Origin of the sequence: Porphyrobacter sp. TH134, assembly GCF_002855495.1 — a bacterium.
In the GTDB taxonomy this organism is placed as follows: domain Bacteria; phylum Pseudomonadota; class Alphaproteobacteria; order Sphingomonadales; family Sphingomonadaceae; genus Erythrobacter.
The window spans coordinates 38,496-56,838 of record NZ_PKRO01000006.1 but is presented as its reverse complement, the minus strand read 5'-3'; the positions used below and the strand labels follow the sequence as shown (position 1 = coordinate 56,838).

The following is an 18,343-nucleotide window of genomic DNA, read 5'->3' as shown; positions in this document are numbered from 1 at the left end:
GTTCGACAAATGCGTTAACCAAGCTGTCCCAGATCGAGCGCGTCCAGTAAGGCGAGCCGTGCCGCAATCACGCTTGCCGCCAACCTGTCTGACCCGATATCGGACGGATCGATCTGCTGGGGCCAGTGCTGCGCGATGACGCTTTCGATCAGATCGGCTTTGGCCTCGTCCAGCAGAAATCTCGGGTCGATTGTGGCAGGATCGCACACCACGCGCAGGCGCAAGCAGGCCGGGCCGCCGCCATTGGCCATCGACTGGCGCACATCGACAGGGATCACCTGACGGATCGGGCCGTTTGCGGCCAGCATGGTGTCCACCCATGCCCAGACGCGCGGGCTTTCGCGGCATTCTTCGGGCACGATCAGCGCCATCTCGCCGCTTGGCAGGGTAAGGAGCTGCGCGTTGAACAGATAGGTGCGGATTGCCTCTGCCAGGCTGACGGCGTGCGATGGCACCTCCACCACTTCGAGCGCAGGGAAGGCCGCGCGGATCGCGGCATAGGCGCCCTGTTGGTCGGCGAAAGCCTCGGCGTGGGTGAACAGCACATGGCCATTCGCCACGGCAACCACATCATTGTGGAAAGCGCCTGCTGCGATGGCATCAGGGTTCTGTTCGACAAAGACAGTACGCTCGGGCGCGAGTCCATGACGGCGAGCGACGATACGGCTGGCCTGTTCGTGCTGGCGCGCCGGAAAGCGGCCTCCGGTGCGGCCATAGACGAACACTTCGACGCCGGGCGCTGCGTGGCCCTCGCACAATCGCATATGATTGGCCGCGCCTTCATCGCCAAAGGTTGGCGGCACGGCGTCGTGAATGGCGAAGTGGCGGGTGTCGCCAAAGGCGATTTCCAGCTGGCGCTTGGTGTCGGGCCATTCCTGCGCGCGGTGAAGCATGGTGACAAGGTTGGCGGGCGTCAGATGGCAGCGCCCGTCGGCGGTATCGGGCGCGGGGCTGACGGTGGCGGCATTGGCGGTCCACATGGATGAGGCAGACCAGGCGGCGGCGCGCAATTGCGGCGGCTCTGACCCGTCGAGCGCCAGCGCCTGCGCCAGCCCATGATTGGGGCGCGGCAGTGGCAGCAGAAACCCCTGCACCCCGAGCCGCGCCAGATTGCCGCGCATTTTCGCCACGCCTTGCAGCGCAGCGGCCCGCGGATAGGACGGATCGCCCGCATTATTGGCGCTGGCGATATTGCCAAGGCTGAGGCCAGCATAATTGTGGCTGGGGCCAACGATCCCGTCGAAATTGATTTCGGTCAGGCTCATCGCGCCACGCTCCACACCATGTCACCTTCGCACACATCGAGCAGGTCGGCGCTGGCGGAATCGATCGCCACACCGCCCGCCTCGTCCAGCACCCGCGCGCCGAAACACGCGCGGAAGGTGCCGAGCCGGCCGGTCGCAAGGATCGCGCGCTCGCCTTCGTTGACAGTCATCCCGGTGATGACCCGCTCGCAAGCGTTCCTGACGGTGGTGACCTGATCGGTGCGTGCCACCATCGTCGGCCCGCCGTCGAAGATGTCGACATAGCCTTCGGCGCGGAAGCCTTCGTCCTCCAGCATCCGCATCGCGGCGCGCCCCGTGGGGTGGGGCACGCCGATCACGCTGCGGGCGTCCTCGCTCAGCATCGCGATATAGACCGGGTGCTTGGGCATCAGGTCGGCGATGAACTGGTTGCCGTTGATCGCGTTGAAATAGTCCGCGTCCTGGAAGCTCATCCCGAAGAACCGCCCCGCGACCCCGTCCCAGAAGGGCGAACCGCCACGCTCGTCGATAATGCCGCGCAATTCGGCAAGGATGCGGTCGGCAAAGCGGGGCCGGTGCATGGCGACAAACAGGTAGCGCGAGCGGGCGAGCAGCAAGCCGAGCCCGCCGGCACGCTCGTTTGGATGGAGGAACAGACCGCCGACCTCGCTCGATCCTTCGAGATCGGTGACGAGGCTGAGCAGTTCGGCGCGCACCGTGCGGTCGAGTTCCTGCGAATATTGGGTGAGGGTGTTGAGCCGGTAAGAATAGAACGGCCAACGCTGGCCAACCTGGCTCATCAGCTGGCACGTGCCCCGCACCGCGCCCGAGCGGGCGTCTTCGAGCACCAGCACGAACAGTTCGTCAGACAGCGCATCGCTATCGCTGGCAAAGGCCGTCTCGGCCCGTTCCAGCTTATTGCGCAACGCCGCGCGGTCGGGCGGGAGATTGGTAAACCCGCCGCCGGTCAGCTTGGCCATTTCGTAAAGCGCTTCAAGATCGGCAGGCCGGGCGGCGCGCAGGCGGAAGGTCAAGACAAGGCTCCCTGATTGAGAGCGCCCATGGCAAGACGCTCGATAACGCGGGCCGACAGGGCGGCCCGCTCGGCCAGGCTGGGGACGATCAGATATTCCTGCGGGCTGTGGATCGCCCCGCCGCGCACGCCCATCGTATCGACCACCGGCACCCCGCAGGCGGCGATATTGTTGCCGTCGCACACGCCGCCGGTGGATTGCCAGCGGATGTCCTGTCCCAGTTCGGCCCCGCATGCGCGGACGAGATCGAACAATCTCTGCGCCTTGGCATCAACCTTTTTGGGCGGGCGGGTGACACCGCCATGGCGGTGGGTGGTGACGCCGTGGGCGGTCTGGATACCTGCCAGCAGATGGCTGAGCGCATGGTCAAATGCCGCGCCGGCCTCCACTGTCTTGGGGCGGATATTGAAGCGCAGAACCGCGTGATCGGGCACGACATTGTTCGCCGCGCCGCCTTCCAGCTTGGCGGGGTTGATCGTGATGTCGGCGCTCTCCAACGCCTTCAGCCGCAAGATCAGATCGGCCGCCGCGACGATGGCATTGCGCCCTTCGTGCGGGTTGCGCCCCGCGTGGGCGCTTTTGCCGGTGAAAGTGATTGAGTAGTTGCCGGTCCCGCCCCGTTCATGCGCCAGCGTGCCATCGGGCAGGGCAGAAGGTTCATAGGTGAGCGCGGCAAGCTTGCCCGCTGCCAGATCGGCGATCAGCGCAGCGCTGGCGAGCGAACCGGTCTCCTCGTCCGAATTGATCAGCACGTCATAGCCCAGCGCGGATGCGCTGGCCGTCTGTTCGAAAGCCAGCAGCGCGTGCAGCATCACCGCGATCCCGCCCTTCATGTCGGCCACGCCGGGGCCGTTCAGCGTTTCGCCGTCAAGCCATGTCTGGCGCTGGAAGGCGTGATCGGCGGGAAATACCGTGTCCATGTGCCCCGTCAGCAGGATGCGGCGGTTGGCCCGCGGGCGCACCCGCACCACCAGATGCCGGCCATGCGGCTTGTCAAATGCGCTGCCATCGGCGGCGATGGCGGTGACAGGGGCAGGATCGACCAGTTCCACCGTGCCGGGGAGCACCGCGAAGGCTTCTGCCAGCGCGGCGGCCTGGGCCTCCAATCCGGCCAGATTGGCGGTGCCGGTGTTGATTGCGCTCCACGCCTGAACCTGCGCCAGCATTGCGGCGCTATCGATGGCGGTCAGGGTTGCGTCCTGTCTCATGCTTCCACCTGTAGCGGTGCGCGCTAACTAGTCCAACCCGTTGCAAAGCGCTGTCCCCTTTGCCATAGCGCGGCCCGCAATCAACAACGTCCTCTCCTCCCCGGGTTCGGCTTTTCGCTTACCATACGAGGACTACCATGACTGACATGATCACCCGCGCCGGGCTCAGCATCGATTCCCGGCTGGCGACGTTCCTCGACACGCAGGTGCTGGAGCCGCTGGGGCGTGATGTGCAAGCCTTCTGGCAGGGGTTTGCAGGGTTGCTGGCTGACTTTGCGCCCCGCAACGCTGCGCTGCTGGCCAAGCGCGAAAGCCTTCAGGCGCAGATCGACGCATGGCATGTTGAACGCGCCGGCAAGCCGCATGATGCCGCCGCCTACAAGGCGTTCCTGACCGAAATCGGCTACCTCGTTCCCGAGCCCGGCGACTTCCAGATCGGCACGCGGCACGTCGACCCCGAGATTGCGACCATGGCCGGCCCGCAGCTGGTGGTGCCGATCCTCAACGCCCGCTTCCTGCTCAACGCGGCGAATGCGCGCTGGGGGAGCCTCTACGATGCGTTCTATGGCACGGATGCGCTCGATGCCGCGCCGGCGCGTCCCGGCGGCTATGATGAAGCACGCGGCGCAGCGGTGATCGCGCGCGGGCGGCAGTTTCTGGACGCGACCTTCCCACTCATCAACGGAAGCTGGGCAGAGGTTTCAGCGCAGTCGCTTGACGACCTTGAAAACCAGTTCATCGCTTTCGGCGCTCTCGGCGGCGAGGAATTGGTGGGCCGCACCGACAAATCGTTGATCCTCGGCCACCACGGCTTGCACGTCGAAATCGTGGTCGACCGCAATCATTCCATCGGGCGAAATGACCCTGCCGGGATCGCCGACATCATCGTCGAAGCCGCGCTCACCACCATCGCCGATTGCGAGGATTCGGTCGCGGCGGTGGATGCCGAGGACAAGCTGCTGGCCTATACCAACTGGCTCGGCATCATTCGCGGCGATTTGTCCGAAAGCTTCGCCAAGGGCGGCCAGACCCTCACCCGCACGCTGGCGGGCGACAAGACCTATACCGCCACCGATGGCACCGCGCAGACCCTCAAAGGCCGCAGCCTGATGTTCGTGCGCAATGTCGGCCACCTGATGACCAACCCCGCGATCCGCCTGCCCGATGGCAGCGAGATCCCCGAAGGCATCATGGACGCGGTGTTCACCAGCGCGATCAGCACGCTCGATGTCGAGGGCCACGGCCGCTTCGGCAACTCACGCACCGGCTCGATCTACATCGTCAAGCCCAAGATGCACGGGCCGGAAGAATGCGCCTTCACCAATGACCTGTTCGATGCGGTGGAGGACCTGCTTCAGCTCCCCCGCCACACGATCAAGGTCGGCGTAATGGACGAGGAGCGCCGCACTTCGGCCAACCTTGCCGCCTGTATCCACGCCGTGCGCGACCGGATCGTGTTCATCAACACCGGCTTCCTCGATCGCACCGGGGACGAAATCCACACCTCGATGCGCGCCGGGCCGATGCTGCGCAAGGGCGCCATGAAGGGTTCCGACTGGCTCAAGGCCTATGAGGCGAGGAACGTCGCCATTGGGTTGAAGCACGGCCTGTCGGGCAAGGCGCAGATCGGCAAGGGCATGTGGGCCGCGCCCGATCTGATGGGGCAGATGATGGTCGAAAAGATCGCCCACCTGCGCGCCGGGGCCAACACCGCATGGGTGCCGTCACCCACCGCCGCAACGCTCCACGCGCTGCATTACCACCAGGAGGACGTCTTCGCGGTGCAGAAGCACCTGCCCGAACCTATGGGCCTCGACGCGCTGCTTTCCATCCCGCTGGCCGAAGGTACCAACTGGTCGGACGCCGAAATCGCCGAGGAATTGGACAATAATTGCCAGGGGCTGCTCGGCTACGTGGTGCGCTGGGTCGACCAAGGCGTCGGTTGTTCCAAGGTGCCGGACATCAACGACGTGGGCCTGATGGAAGACCGCGCGACCTTGCGCATTTCATCCCAGCACATCGCCAACTGGCTGCTGCACGGGGTGATTACCGAGGCGCAGGTGATGGACTCGCTCACCCGCATGGCGGCGAAGGTCGATGCGCAGAACGCGGGCGATCCGCTGTACGTGCCGCTGACGGGCAACGAGGAGGGCGCGGCATTCAGCGCGGCGAAGGAGCTGATCTTCAAGGGTGTCGAGCAGCCCAGCGGCTACACCGAACCGCTGCTGCATGCTTGGCGCCTGCGGAAGAAGGCGGGCTAGGACAGCGCCTTCGCCACCGAGACAAACTCCGCCACGCTCACCGTCTCCGCTCGCCGGGTTTCGTCGATACCCAGCGCCGCCAGCGCTTCCAACGCGCCGGGCACGCCCTTGAGGCTCTGGCGCAGCATCTTGCGGCGCTGGCCGAAGGCGGCTTCGGTCAGACGTTCGAGCATCCGGGCCGACACGCCCTCGGGCATGGCGGCGGGGGTCACGTGGACGATCGCGCTCATCACCTTGGGGGGCGGGGTGAAGGCGCTGCGGTGGACCTTCATCGCGAGCCGCGCCTCGGCGCGCCATTGGGCCAGCACGGCGAGGCGGCCATAGGCGTCGTCTCCGGCGGCGGCGACGATCCGGTCGGCGACCTCGCGCTGGAACATCAGCGTGAGCGATTGCCACAGGGGCGGCCAGCTTTCCCCGCTCAGCCAGCGCACGAACAGGGCGGTCCCGACATTATAGGGCAGGTTCGACAAGACGTGGAACGGCGCGCCCGTCATCAGCGTGTTGTGATCGATTTTGAGCGCATCGCCTTCGATGACAGTGAGTTGCCCCGGAAAGCTCTCACCCAGTTCAGCCAGTGCGGGCAGGCAGCGGCGGTCCATTTCGATTGCGGTGACGCGCGCCCCGGCCCGCAGCAGGGCACGGGTCAGACCGCCGGGACCCGGGCCGACTTCAAGCACCTGCTGACCCGCCAGTGATCCCGGCAGCGCCGCAATGCGCGCCAGCAGCTGCTCATCCAGCAGGAAGTTCTGCCCCAGCGCCTTGGAGGCGGCGAGGTTATGTCTTTGAATAACGTCGCGAATGGGGGGAAGGTCAGGCACCAGCATGGGCCCGCGCGGTGGCCATTTCAGCCGCCATCACAATCGCGGCCGCCATCGCTCCGGGATCGGCGACGCCTTGCCCCGCAATGTCGAAAGCCGTGCCGTGATCGGGGGAGGTGCGGATGATCGGCAGGCCCAGAGTCACATTGACGCCCGCATCAAACTCCAGCGCTTTCAGGGGGATAAGCGCCTGATCGTGATACATGCACAAGGCCGCATCATAGCCGGTGCGCGCGCGCGGGGTGAACAGCGCGTCGCCGGGGACGGGGCCGAAGGCGGCGATCCCTTCGGCTTGCAAGGTGGCGATTGCAGGCGCGATCAGCCGCGCCTCCTCGTCCCCGAACTTGCCGCCTTCGCCGGCGTGCGGGTTGAGCGCGGCAATCGCAAGTCTGGGGTGCAACACGCCGAAATCCCGTGATAATCCTGCCGCGACGATCCGAGCCTTGTGGACGATCAACTCGGCCGAAATCAGCGCCGACACCTCGGCCAGCGGGACATGGACGGTCAGCGGCACGGTGCGCAGGGATGGCCCGGCCAGCATCATCACCGCATCGCGGTAGGGCCGCCCGCAGGCGTCCGCCAGAAACTCGGTCTGCCCCGGATAGTCCCACCCGATCGCGGCGAGCGCTGCTTTGGCGATGGGCGCGGTCACCAGCCCCGCAGCCACCCCGGAGAGCGCGAACTTCGTCCCCCATTGGAGCGAGGCCAAAGCAAGGCTGGCACCTTCTGGCGATGGTCTGGATGGGGTGAAGGCCCCGTCCAGCCCGGCCAGGACCGGCAAGCCCGCCGCGCTGGCAAACATCGCCTCGGCCGGATCAGCAATCGGCACGGTGGGGCAGTCGATGCCGAGCCGTTCGGCAAGGCCGCGCAGCAATTGCGGGCCGCCCACGACAAAGGCGGGCGGGGCGCGCCGCTGTGCACGCAGCTGCGCCCAGGCGCCCAAAATGACCTCTGGCCCGATCCCTGCCGGATCGCCGAGCGTTATCGCAAGGGGCGCGGCCAAAGGCAGGGCCTCAGACAAGGGCGCGCCGTCAATTATATTCGATGTAGGCGTCGTTGCGCAGATCGCGCAAGAAGCGCTGGGCGCGCTTGTTGACGCGTTCCTGTTCGATCTGGTCCATGACGGCGGCAAAGGTTGGCGCGCCGGCGTCCTTGGGATCGTCGCGGCCGCACAGCATCAGTACGCGCACGCCTTCCTGAATGCCGCCAAATGGCGGGGTTGCCTGACCGATCTGGAGGTTGAGCAGGATCGCGCGGAGCTGTTCGGGCAGACCGCCCGCCTTGACCTGATCGTTGGTGACGACATCGGCGCCAATCTTGGCCGCGCCGGCATCAACATCGCCGCAGCCGCGCAGGCCTTGGACGTAGGCGCCGAATTCGGCAACCTTGGCTTCGGCGGCGGCTTGGCTGATTCCGGCCGGAAAGCTGATCGAGATCTGCTTGAGGCTGAGCAGTGCCTCGTTGGGATCGGCCATCAGCACCTGGCGCTTGTTGATGAGATAGAGGATCGAAAATCCGCCGGGGATTTCAATCGGCCCTTGCAGCTGCCCGGTGTTCATCGTGCGGGCTGCTGCGGCCAGCTGGGTCGGCAGCTGTTCCAGCCGCACCCAGCCCAGATCGCCGCCAACCACCGCAGTGGTGGCTTCGGAATACTGCCGCGCATAGGCGACGAAGCTGCCGCCCTGCTGCAATTGCTGCATGATCTGCTGGGCATTCTGGAGCACGGCAGCGCGGTTTTCGGTGGTGGCCGAAAGGAAGATTTCGCCCAGCCGGTATTCGTCGGTGCCCTTGGCCTGGTTCATGCGGGTCAGCGTGTCATTGACCTCTTCGGCCGAGACATTGACGAAGGGCATGATATTGCGGCGCAGCAGGTTTTCCCAGGCCACTTCGCCTTCGATCTGCCGCTTGAGCGAGCGCGCCGATGAACCGATCGACGTGAGATATTCGTCCATCTTCTTGGGGTCTGATGCAAAGTTTTGCGCGGCAAGCTGCTGGTAGGTCTGTTCGACTTCTTCAGGCTTGACTTCAAGCTCGGCGGCTTCGGCGGCCTGGATCTTGAGCGTTTCGTCGATCAGATTGCGCAGCACCTGCACGCGCAGACGCAGCATTTCATCGGGCGGAACCTCGGCATCGGAAGCTGCGGTCACCAATGCTACGCGCTGATCGATGTCGGTTCCGGTAATGACAAAGCCGTTGACGATCGCGGTGGCGGTGCGGCGATCCGGGTCGGCCTTGCCGAACAGGGTGATGTCTTCAGGCAGGCCAAAGGGGTTTTCGGCCGTCGGCACGGCCACGGTTTGCGCAGGCGCGGCCACCGGGGCCAGCGCCAGGCCCATCAGGCCGGCCACCGCCAGCGCCGTTCCCGTTCGCGCGTACAATGCCTTGGTCAACAGCTTCACACTCACTCGGTCAATCCCGTCATTGTAAAATCACAGCGCTGGGCAATATCACAGCGCAGGCCCAATCCATGCGCGACCCCTCACGCCAGGTGCTCCGATGCCGCCTGCTGGCTGAACGCAAGCTGAGTCCTGCTTCTTTGCCCGCGGCGCGCCATGCCCCAAATCCGCGTGCCCTTTAACGCCATTTGGCCGCCCTGCCAATCGCACCGCGTTAACAGCCGGGGCTAATCTGCGCGGCGGCCCGCATCAGCGGAACCCAAGATTGCGCACCGCAAAGAACAGCTGAAAGGCATTGCCGCGCCGCGCATCGCCCGCGTCGATGAAATCGCGCCGCCATGTTGCGCCAAATTCGATACAATCATCGGCATAGGCCACGCCCAGCCGGGTTCGGATCGGCTGGAAGCCGTCGGGCTGGAACACCGGGTCTTCATCCGGATCCGTCAGGTTGAACACGCCCGAGCCGAACATCGACCACTTGCGCCCGATGGCAAGCCGCGCGGCGGCGCGCAGTTCTTCGCGGTCGCGCAGGTCTTCCACGGCGGCGATATTGCGATCGAGCCTGAGGTAGCCGACTTCCAGATAGGTGCGGCGCGACCCGATGGTGGCATCGATTTCGTTGCGGCGGACCGCGAAATTGTCCTTATCCAGCCGGAAGCGGTGCGTGAAGCTGACAAGGTTGCGGAACCGCACCTCGGTGCGGCCGACAAAATCGGTCACGCTTTCGGACAGGCCCGTGCCTTGCGGGAACAGGCCGGGGTCGGGGGCGTCCAGCCGGAATGACTGGCCCACGGTCGATTTGACCCGCCAGCCGGGGCGCTGCAATTCCCAGTCCACGCCCCAGGTGACACGGCTGCCATCTTCGACGCGGTCATAGCCGGCGAAGCGGTTGAGCGCGAACAGGTTGGAATCTTCCAGATCAATCGCCCGCGCGTCTTCATTGGGGACGGCGAGATTCTTGATCTTGGGGCTGGCGACCACTTGCAGGCGGGGCTTGAACACCTGCGTGCCGCCGAAGGCCTCGCCCACGAACGGCCATTCGATGTCCAGGGCGGCAGTGGCGATGCCGCGGGTGGTCCAGCCTTCGGTGCCGCGGTAGCTGGGGGTGGCGGTCGCCAGCACATTATTGGTGTTGTACACATCGCCGCGCACAAGGGCGGTCAGCGTGACAAGCTGGCCCATGCCCGTCAGCCGCTTCAGATCCCACTGCGCTCCGGCAAAGGCGCGCTGGGTGTCCTGCCCGTCCTTGCGCAGCAAGGCGAGGGAGTTGGCCTGGAACATCAGGTTGCCGCCCAAGATCGGGTTCGCCAGTTTCTGGCGGTAATCGATCGCCGGTAGCGCCAAGGGCACCTGCCCCTGATCGGCATTGAGGCGCAGGGTCTGCGTCGCCCAGCCGGCAATCGACAGATAGGACAGATCGGTGATGCGTTCGAGATTGACGGTCGAGCGCAGCCGGTCATCGCGGCTGAGATCATAGCGGCGCAGGAAGGTGCGGTCGCTGGCGAGGCGGACCGATCCGGTGAAGCTCCAGTCGGAAGAAAACTGGAACCGGCCATTGGCATCAAGATAGCCGCGCGGGTCGCGCTGGAAGCTTTCCGCGCCGGTAAAGTCGGTCAGGCGGTCGCTGGCCGTGGCGTAGCCGGTGATCTGGTAGGCGCCTTTTTCGGTCAGGTGCTGCCACTTGGCGCTGGCCATCGGGGCGACGTTGGAAAAGACATAGGCCCCCAGCGTCAGATCGCGGTTATCGCCAATGCGCCAGTAATATTCGCCGCTGAGTTCCAGCCCGTTGACCTGCGTGATGCGGACATCAGGGACCAGAAAGCCCGACGTGCCCTTGCCATCGGTGCGCAGGCCAAGCCCCGGCAGCGGCAAAATGCGCGCGCCGAACAGTTCCAGCATGGCGCCGGAAAAACTGATTGTGCTGTCCTTCTGGTTGTAGATGACCCGCTTGGCCGTGATGCGCCAGCTGGGATCGGCGGCGCAGCCATCGGCATCGACCACCGGGCAGGCGGTGTAGGCGGCATTGGTCAGTACCGCTGTGCCATCGGCGCCGCGCTCGGCCGAACGTGCGGCCAGCCGCCCGCCTGCACGCAGGGCAATGAGCAATTCGCTCATGGCGCCGGTATCGAAGGCCTCGGTCAATTCGACCTGATCGGTGAACAACTGGTTGCCCGCTTCGTCGACCAGCCGGATATTGCCGGTGGCGATGATCTTGCCCGTGGTGCGGTCCCAGGTGACTTCGTCGGCGCGCACCGAGCGGTCTTCGGAGCGCAGGATGACATTGCCGCGCGCCGAGACGATCTGGGTGCCATCATCATAGGCCAGTTCGCTGGCTTCGAAATCGATCTGGCGGGGCTGGGAGGCCGTTTCGGCAGAGGGACCCGCGACAGGGGGCGTTTCGGCTGAGGGCGGGGTGGCAGGGTCTTGTGCGGCGAGGGGTGCGGCGGTGCCGAGCACCAGCAGCGCCAGCGCCAGACGCGGCGCAGCACCCCGCGCCGGGAAGCGCAGGGCATGGCACGCGCTCGTGCGCGATCCGTTAGGCAGGCCTCCCGACATGGCCTTGCCTATTGCACCGCTGCGGCCTAATCGCAATCGCGTTTGCGCGCCTCGTGCGCGGCTCGTCGCACGTGCTGGACACTATGGCCGCACGCCCGGCTTCACGCTTCTTCGGAGTACCCATGCAAATCCATCTTACCGCCGCTGCTCCTGCCGATGTCCGCCTGCATGCCCGGGTGGTCAATCAGGGTGCGATTCTGTCCGGGCTTGATGCGGCGCTGATTGAAGGCGCGGGCGCTTCGCGCTTTTCCGGGCGTGCGGCGCAGGTGTTTGAAGGGTTCGCGAGCCTCAGCGGCGCGGTCAAGCGGATTGCGCTGGCCGGAGCGGGCGAGGCGGATGCGGCTGATCGCCGCGCCAACCTCGAACGCGCAGGTGCGGCGCTGACGGCCAAGTATCTGGTATCGGGCGAGACCGCGATGGTGGTCGATCTGGGCCATGCCGGATTGTCGGCGGATGATGCGGCGGCGGTGCTGCTCGGCCTGCGGCTGCGCGGCTGGCGGCATGACAAGTATCGCACGCGCCTGGCGGCCGACAAGCGCCCCTCGCTCACTACCGTTCACGTCATCGGCGCGCCTGAAGGCACCGATGCCGCATGGGCGCGTGAGGCGGCCCTGGCCAAGGGCGTCGAGTTCACCCGCACGTTGGTGACGGAACCGGCCAACATCATCTACCCCGCCACCTTCGTTACCGCCTGCGAGGAAGCCTTTGCGGGCACCGGCGCGGAAATCACGGTGCTGGGCGAAGACGAGATGACGGCTCTCGGCATGGGCGCGCTGGTCGGCGTCGGGCTGGGGTCTGAACGCGAATCAAAGCTTTTGGCGATCCGCTGGAACGGCGGGACGGCGGGCGACAAGCCGACCGTGTTCGTCGGCAAGGGCGTGACCTTCGATACCGGCGGCATCTCGCTGAAGCCGCCGCCGGGGATGGAGGACATGAAGTGGGACATGGGCGGGGCTGGCGCGGTGGCCGGCGCGATGCTCGCCATCGTCACCCGCAAGGCCAAGGCCAATGTCATTGCGGTGATGGGCTTGGTTGAAAACATGCCCGACGGCAAGGCGCAGCGCCCCGGCGATGTTGTCACCACCATGAGCGGGCAGACGGTCGAAGTGCTCAACACCGATGCCGAGGGCCGGCTGGTGCTGTGCGATGCGCTGCACTGGGCGCAGGAACAGTATGATGCGGCCCGGATCGTCGACCTTGCCACGCTGACGGGCGCGATGATCGTAAGCCTGGGGCATGAATATGGCGGGATGTTCGCCAATGACGATACGCTGGCCGATCAGCTTATTGCCGCGGGCGCGGCCACCGGCGACAAGCTGTGGCGCATGCCGCTGGGCGCGAATTATGACAAGATGATCGATTCGCCGATTGCCGACATGAAGAACGTCGGCCCGCGTGAGGCCGGGTCGATCACCGCCGCGCAGTTCCTCCAGCGTTTCATCAAGAACGGCACCCCCTGGGCGCACTTGGACATTGCGGGCATGGTCTGGTCGAACAAGCCCGGCCATACCTGGGACAAGGGCGCGACCGGATATGGTGTGCGCCTGCTCGACCAGTTCGTGCGCGACGTGGCGGAAGGTTGATCAGGGCGGCGCAAATCGGGCCGCAGGCCCGCAAGCGCGACTGCGCGCCCGCAGCGACGCGACCTTCAGGTCGGGTGAGCAAGGAAGGCAAGGGGGCGGAAGCGCCCGCCGGCACATAATGCCCAAGATGCGCAAGAAATCGGAGCTGCCGACCAAAACCTGCCTCGCCTGCGGGCTACCCTTCACGTGGCGCAAGAAGTGGGAGCGTGATTGGGACAATGTGAAGTATTGTTCGGATCGGTGCCGGCGCTCGAAAGGTGCCGCCCCGTGAAGCTCGATTTCTGGCAGGTCACAGACGATCCCATCGACAAGGTCGTGGCACTCATCGCCAAGCGCGCGCTGGGGGAGGGTGAGCGGGTGCTGGTGGTTGCCGCCAATCCCGATCAGCGCGCTGCCATTTCGCGCAGCCTGTGGCAGGCCGGGCCGGAGAGCTTCCTTGCCAATGGCGAGGCCGGCGCGCCCGGCGCAGAACGCCAGCCGATCCTGCTGGGTGCAGAGCCTGCCGCCGCCAACGGCGCAAGCCATCTGATCCTTGCTGATGGCACCTTCCGCGAAACCACCGGCTTTGCCCGCGTCTTCCTGCTGTTCCCCCCCGACGCCGCCCCCGCAGCCCGCGTCGCATGGCGCGCGCATGACGGGCGCGAGGATGTGACTCGCGCCTATTTCGCGCAAGAGGACGGGCGCTGGGTCAAGAAGGGCTGAGGCCTTGCAGCGAAGGGCGCAATTGCGGATGATCTGATCCGTGGGGAACGGGGGCTCATGCGCACAATCGCGATGATTCTGGCTGGCAGCGCGGCTTTGATGCTGGCGGCCTGCGGCGCTGACAGCCCGGAAGCAGGCACCGCCGCCGATGACGAGGGCGCCCAATACACCATTGATCCGGCCACCGGCGAAATCCGCATGACTATCAGGCGCGAGACGGGCGAGGCGACCTTGCGATCGGGCGCGCGCGTGCCGGTCAGCCTGCCAGCCGGGTTCAGCCTGTTTCCCGGATCGCGCGTGGTCAGCAATTCGCTCGTCACCCGGCCGGACGGGCAGGGCATCCTGATAACCTTTGAAACCGCTGCCCCGGCAGAAGCCGTCATCGCCCATTACCGCGCCGAGGCCGAGGCGGCGGGCTTTGCGATCCAGCTTGAACTTGCCGCCAATGGCAGCGTGCTGGTGGGCGGCAAACGGGCCCGCGACGGGGCGAGCCTGTCCGTCACCGCCACCACGGGCACGCCTGTCACCGGGCAGATCATCATCAACACCATGACCGGCGGATAGGCCTGCGCCATTCCCGCTGTGCGCCGGTGCTTGCCATTTTGCAGCGCACCATCTACGGGCGCGGCCAATACCCCTCACCCATAAAAAGACGTTTGCAGGAGCATACTCATGGCGGTTACCCGCACCTTTTCGATCATCAAGCCCGATGCCACCCGCCGCAACCTGACCGGCGCGGTCACCAAGATGCTGGAAGACGCCGGCCTGCGCGTCGTCGCGTCGAAGCGCATCCACATGACCCGCGAACAGGCCGAAGGCTTCTACGGCGTGCACCGTGAGCGTCCGTTCTTCGGCGAGCTGGTCGACTTCATGATGAGCGAGCCGGTGGTCGTGCAGGTGCTCGAAGGCGAAGACGCAGTGACCCGCAACCGCGATATCATGGGCGCGACCAACCCGGCGGATGCGGCACCGGGCACGATCCGCAAGGAACTGGCCCTGTCGATCGGTGAGAACACCGTCCACGGTTCGGATTCGGAAGAAAACGCCGCGATCGAAATCGCGTTCTTCTTCAGCGACGAAGAAATCGTCGGCTGATTTTTCGCAGCCGATGGATTGCAGAGGGCCGTCCCGCAAGGGGCGGCCCTTTTGCTATCTGGCAGCGGCGAAGTGCGCCAGTTGCGCGGCATGGGCATGGTGGTGGCCATTGGCGCTGTCCGCCATCACCCGCCGCATGGCCGTCAGCGCGTCCGGCGTCAGTGCCAGACCGAGATCGGCATAGCAGCGTGCGATCGCGCCCTCCCAATCATCGTTGATCTCCGCAAAGGCGAGCCGCGCGGTCGGCCCCTGCCATCGTGCAAGGGCGGCGGCCATGCGTGTCTCGCGCAGGGCGATCTTGTGGCGCCAGCGCGCTTCGATGGCATCAAGGCGGCAGCTGTCGGACTGCATGGCCATCTGGTTGGCCGCAAGGCTCACCGCGCTGCGCAGCACGGCATCAGCTTCGCGCTGCGCGATGACCAGCCGCGCGGTGGGCAGCAGGCCGAGCAAGGTATCCAGATCCTCGGCAAAGGCAGGGACTTTCAGCACGCGCGGCTTGCCCGCAATGCCCCGGGTGGCGGCATCGGTCTTCAGGATGCGCAGCATCTCGCGGTAAACGGGGGCAGGCCCGCGCGCCTCGCTCCACGCGCTGAAGCTGGGGATGTGCCACTGCGATTCGTAAATCGAGTGGTGCAAGGCGGCGCTGATCCACGCCAGTTCCTCTTCGACCCCGCCAGCGGTCATCGGGTGGATCGATTGCATCCACGGATTGAGCCGGCCCAGCATCGCCAGTTCCAGCGCCGCCCTGACGCGGTTCATGCCGAGGGGCGCGGGGACGGGGTGATAGGCATCGCAATAGCGGGTGTGCGAATGCGCCGGATCGGCGGCCAGCAGGGTGTGGACGCGGGTGGTGCCGCTGCGCATATGGCCGACAACGATGATCGGCGGCGCAAGGCGGGTGTCCAGCAGTTCGGGCCGTTCCAGCCACAGCGCGCCGAAGGCGAGCCGGTTTTTCACCACCCGCGACAACTGCCCCCAGGCCATCGCCCGGCCCAGCGGGTTGAGATCGGCCTCGGTATGGACGGCTGCAACGAGCCGCACCAGCCGCTCCCGAAAATCAGCAACATCTTCCTCCGAGCGCCCACCATGCTCTGCCGCCTCGGCCCGCGCGCCGTAGGGCTTGGCCGCCTGCGCCCACAGCGCTTGCGGATCGAGAACGGGCGGGGGGAGCCAGCCCTTGGCCCAGGCCTTGCCAAGCAAGGCATTGGCGCGGCTGGCCAGCGGCCCGCGTGCAAGCAGGTGTTCGCGGGCCAGCGCCATCAGAATGTATCCGCAATATCCAGCAGCCGCGTCAGCCGCGCCGGTGCAACACTACGCCAACTGCGCTGGAGCCACGCTTCGACATCGCCCCAGTCCAGATCGGGCCGGTCAAGAATGATCCCCACCCAGCCGCTCGCCCCGTAGAAGGCGGGTTTGAAATAGGTGCCGGGCTGATCCTCAACCAGAGCATGCAGTTCGTCCATCCCGCTGGTTTTCGCCAGCAGCGCGATGCGGTCATGCCCGTGGGGGCGGTCGGCAAAATAGGCGAAATATTTGCCCGATTTGCCCGTGCCGACCCGGAAGCCGGTCGATCCGAAGCTGTCCTGTTCGCAGGTTTCCGGCAGGGACAGCGCCGCGGCGCGCAGCCGCGCCAGCAGCCAGACCGGATCGCGCCAGCGCGACACGTAGTCAGCCACCGCCCGCGGGTAGAGCTGGTGTTCGGCAAGCTTGACCCGTTCGGCGAGGCTTTCCGCTGTGTCGCCCGTTACGATCGGCACCCGCACCTGCGCCAGCACTTCGCCCGCGTCGAGTTCGGGTGTCACCAGGTGCACGCTGGCCCCGCCGTGGCTGTCCCCCGCCGCGATGGCGCGGGCGTGGGTATCAAGCCCCTTGTACTTGGGCAGCAGTGAGGGGTGGATATTGAGCATCCGGCCCGCCCAGCGGGCTGCAAAGCCATCGGACAGGATGCGCATATAGCCTGCCAGCACAATCGTATCGGCGCCCGCCGCGATCACAGCGGCTTCCATCGCAGCGTCATGCGCCTCGCGGGTGAGACCCTTGTGGGGCAGGGCGAAGGTGGCGATGCCCTCGGCTGCGGCCAGCGCCAGCCCTGCGGCGGCAGGATCATTGCTGGCAACCAGCACGACCTCATAGGGGCAGTCGCCAATCCGGCTGGCATAGACCAGCGCGGCCATATTGGTGCCTGCGCCTGAGATCAGGACGGCAATTTTGGCCTTATCCGTCATGCTGAACTCGTTTCAGCATCCATTCCTCCCCAAGTCACCGCTGTGGTTGCGGCACGATGGACCCTGAAACAAGTTCAGGGTGACGATAAGTTTAAGCGAGATGCACCGCGCTCCAATCGGCCTTCGCCGCCCATGTCTCCACGCTGCCACGCACGGTGCAGCCCTTCTCGCCCGCTTCGATCCGGCCGACGGTGCACACGGTCTCGCCCGCGGCTTCCAGCTTGGCGGTCACTTCGGCGACATTCGCCGCGCTCACGGCCAGCACCATGCCGATACCGCAATTGAAGGTGCGCGCCATTTCCTCAGGCTCGATGTGGCCCTGTGCCTGAAGGAAGGCCATCAGGCGCGGCTGCGGCCACAGGTCGGCATCGACATGGGCGTGCGCGCCGTCCGGCAGGATGCGCGGGATATTTTCAAGCAAGCCGCCGCCGGTGATGTGGGCGAGCGCATTGATCTGCCCTTCGCGGATCAATGGCAGCAGGCTCGCCACATAGATGCGTGTCGGCGCGATCAGCGCGTCGATCAGCAGTTGTTCCTGATCGAACAGGGCAGGGCGGTTCATTTTCCAGCCCCTGTCCGCCGCCAGCCTGCGCACCAGCGAATAGCCGTTGGAATGGACGCCGGATGATGCCAGCCCCAGCAGCACGTCACCGGGAGCCACCTTGTCACCCGTCAGCTGCTCGCCGCGCTCCACCGCGCCGACGCAGAAGCCGGCAAGGTCATAATCGCCGGCGGCATACATCCCCGGCATTTCCGCCGTCTCGCCGCCGATCAGCGCGCAGCCAGCCATCTTGCAGCCCTCGGCAATCCCCGCGATCACCCGCTCCGCAACGCCGTTCTCCAGCTTGCCCGTGGCGAAATAATCGAGGAAGAACAAAGGCTCTGCGCCTTGCACGATCAGATCGTTGACGCACATGGCGACCAGATCGATGCCGACCGTGTCGTGCCGGTCATGTTCGATCGCCAGCTTCAGTTTGGTGCCCACACCATCATTGGCGGCGACCAGCAGCGGGTCGGTGTAACCGGCGGCCTTGGGGTCGAAAAACCCGCCGAAGCCCCCCAGCTCGCTCGTCGCGCCGGGCCGCGCGGTGGCCTTCGCCAGCGGGGCGATGGCGCGCACCAGCGCATTGCCTGCCGCGATCGAAACGCCCGCATCGGCATAGGTGTAGCCAGTGCCTTGCGGCGCGCTTGTGTCGTTTGTCCCCGAAGTCATGCCCAACC

The 18,343-nt window shown here is 65.9% G+C and carries 16 protein-coding genes; 6 read left to right on the top strand and 10 right to left on the bottom strand.

Going from position 1 to position 18,343, the window contains the following annotated elements:
- Positions 1-14 precede the first annotated feature (14 nt).
- Genes C0V72_RS04515 through C0V72_RS04505 form a run of 3 tightly spaced genes read right to left on the bottom strand, consistent with a single transcriptional unit; the run spans position 15 to position 3,486 of the window.
- The gene (locus C0V72_RS04515; protein ID WP_101792032.1) at positions 15-1,265 is read right to left on the bottom strand and encodes an N-succinylarginine dihydrolase; all 1,251 of its coding nucleotides are present in this window, start codon (positions 1,263-1,265) and stop codon (positions 15-17) included.
- Complete coding sequence (locus tag C0V72_RS04510) at positions 1,262-2,278, bottom strand: arginine N-succinyltransferase (protein ID WP_101792031.1); 1,017 nt, start codon at positions 2,276-2,278, stop codon at positions 1,262-1,264. Before C0V72_RS04510 ends, C0V72_RS04515 begins: the two co-directional genes overlap by 4 nt.
- Positions 2,275-3,486: a hydrolase gene (locus C0V72_RS04505; protein ID WP_101792030.1), complete on the bottom strand. Its 1,212-nt coding sequence runs from the start codon at positions 3,484-3,486 to the stop codon at positions 2,275-2,277. Before C0V72_RS04505 ends, C0V72_RS04510 begins: the two co-directional genes overlap by 4 nt.
- A 137-nt stretch (positions 3,487-3,623) precedes the next feature.
- Here C0V72_RS04505 and C0V72_RS04500 point away from each other — a divergent pair, with 137 nt between their 5' ends.
- On the top strand, positions 3,624-5,747 hold the full coding sequence (locus tag C0V72_RS04500; protein WP_101792029.1) for a malate synthase G: 2,124 nt from the start codon (positions 3,624-3,626) through the stop codon (positions 5,745-5,747).
- Here C0V72_RS04500 and rsmA read toward each other — a convergent pair.
- The 4 genes from rsmA to C0V72_RS04480 form a co-directional block, all read right to left on the bottom strand.
- Positions 5,744-6,565 carry a 16S rRNA (adenine(1518)-N(6)/adenine(1519)-N(6))-dimethyltransferase RsmA gene (rsmA, locus tag C0V72_RS04495; protein ID WP_101792093.1) on the bottom strand — a complete coding sequence of 274 codons (822 nt, stop codon included), beginning with the start codon at positions 6,563-6,565 and terminating at the stop codon, positions 5,744-5,746. The genes C0V72_RS04500 and rsmA overlap by 4 nt on opposite strands.
- The gene (gene pdxA, locus C0V72_RS04490; RefSeq protein ID WP_101792092.1) at positions 6,558-7,574 is read right to left on the bottom strand and encodes a 4-hydroxythreonine-4-phosphate dehydrogenase PdxA; all 1,017 of its coding nucleotides are present in this window, start codon (positions 7,572-7,574) and stop codon (positions 6,558-6,560) included. The genes rsmA and pdxA overlap by 8 nt, the downstream gene beginning before the upstream one ends.
- A gap of 22 nt (positions 7,575-7,596) precedes the next feature.
- Positions 7,597-8,964: a peptidylprolyl isomerase gene (locus C0V72_RS04485; RefSeq protein WP_101792028.1), complete on the bottom strand. Its 1,368-nt coding sequence runs from the start codon at positions 8,962-8,964 to the stop codon at positions 7,597-7,599.
- A gap of 246 nt (positions 8,965-9,210) precedes the next feature.
- Positions 9,211-11,517 (bottom strand): LPS-assembly protein LptD, encoded by a 2,307-nt coding sequence (locus C0V72_RS04480; protein WP_101792027.1) that lies wholly within the window; start codon positions 11,515-11,517, stop codon positions 9,211-9,213.
- Positions 11,518-11,639: 122 nt separating this feature from the next.
- On the opposite strand from C0V72_RS04480, the gene C0V72_RS04475 reads away from it, so the two are divergent.
- From C0V72_RS04475 to ndk, 5 genes are all read left to right on the top strand, one after another.
- Complete coding sequence (locus C0V72_RS04475; RefSeq protein ID WP_101792026.1) at positions 11,640-13,100, top strand: leucyl aminopeptidase; 1,461 nt, start codon at positions 11,640-11,642, stop codon at positions 13,098-13,100.
- A gap of 118 nt (positions 13,101-13,218) precedes the next feature.
- Complete coding sequence (locus tag C0V72_RS04470) at positions 13,219-13,371, top strand: DUF2256 domain-containing protein (RefSeq protein WP_101792025.1); 153 nt, start codon at positions 13,219-13,221, stop codon at positions 13,369-13,371.
- The gene (locus tag C0V72_RS04465; protein WP_101792024.1) at positions 13,368-13,802 is read left to right on the top strand and encodes a DNA polymerase III subunit chi; all 435 of its coding nucleotides are present in this window, start codon (positions 13,368-13,370) and stop codon (positions 13,800-13,802) included. The genes C0V72_RS04470 and C0V72_RS04465 overlap by 4 nt, the downstream gene beginning before the upstream one ends.
- 57 nt (positions 13,803-13,859) lie before the next feature.
- Complete coding sequence (locus C0V72_RS04460) at positions 13,860-14,366, top strand: hypothetical protein (RefSeq protein WP_101792023.1); 507 nt, start codon at positions 13,860-13,862, stop codon at positions 14,364-14,366.
- Positions 14,367-14,474: 108 nt separating this feature from the next.
- Positions 14,475-14,897, top strand: coding sequence for a nucleoside-diphosphate kinase (ndk, locus tag C0V72_RS04455; protein ID WP_101792022.1), 423 nt, complete (start codon positions 14,475-14,477; stop codon positions 14,895-14,897).
- A gap of 54 nt (positions 14,898-14,951) precedes the next feature.
- Here the strand turns inward: ndk and C0V72_RS04450 are convergent, their stop codons facing one another.
- The 3 genes from C0V72_RS04450 to purM all read right to left on the bottom strand — a co-directional run bounded on the left by C0V72_RS04450 (position 14,952) and on the right by purM (position 18,335).
- Entirely contained in the window at positions 14,952-16,157 is a 1,206-nt protein-coding gene (locus tag C0V72_RS04450; protein WP_101792021.1) for a sulfotransferase family protein, read from the bottom strand.
- The gene (purN, locus tag C0V72_RS04445) at positions 16,157-17,122 is read right to left on the bottom strand and encodes a phosphoribosylglycinamide formyltransferase (protein ID WP_101792020.1); all 966 of its coding nucleotides are present in this window, start codon (positions 17,120-17,122) and stop codon (positions 16,157-16,159) included. The genes C0V72_RS04450 and purN overlap by 1 nt, the downstream gene beginning before the upstream one ends.
- 91 nt (positions 17,123-17,213) lie before the next feature.
- Complete coding sequence (gene purM, locus C0V72_RS04440) at positions 17,214-18,335, bottom strand: phosphoribosylformylglycinamidine cyclo-ligase (RefSeq protein WP_101792091.1); 1,122 nt, start codon at positions 18,333-18,335, stop codon at positions 17,214-17,216.
- Between the last annotated feature and the right edge of the window lie 8 nt (positions 18,336-18,343).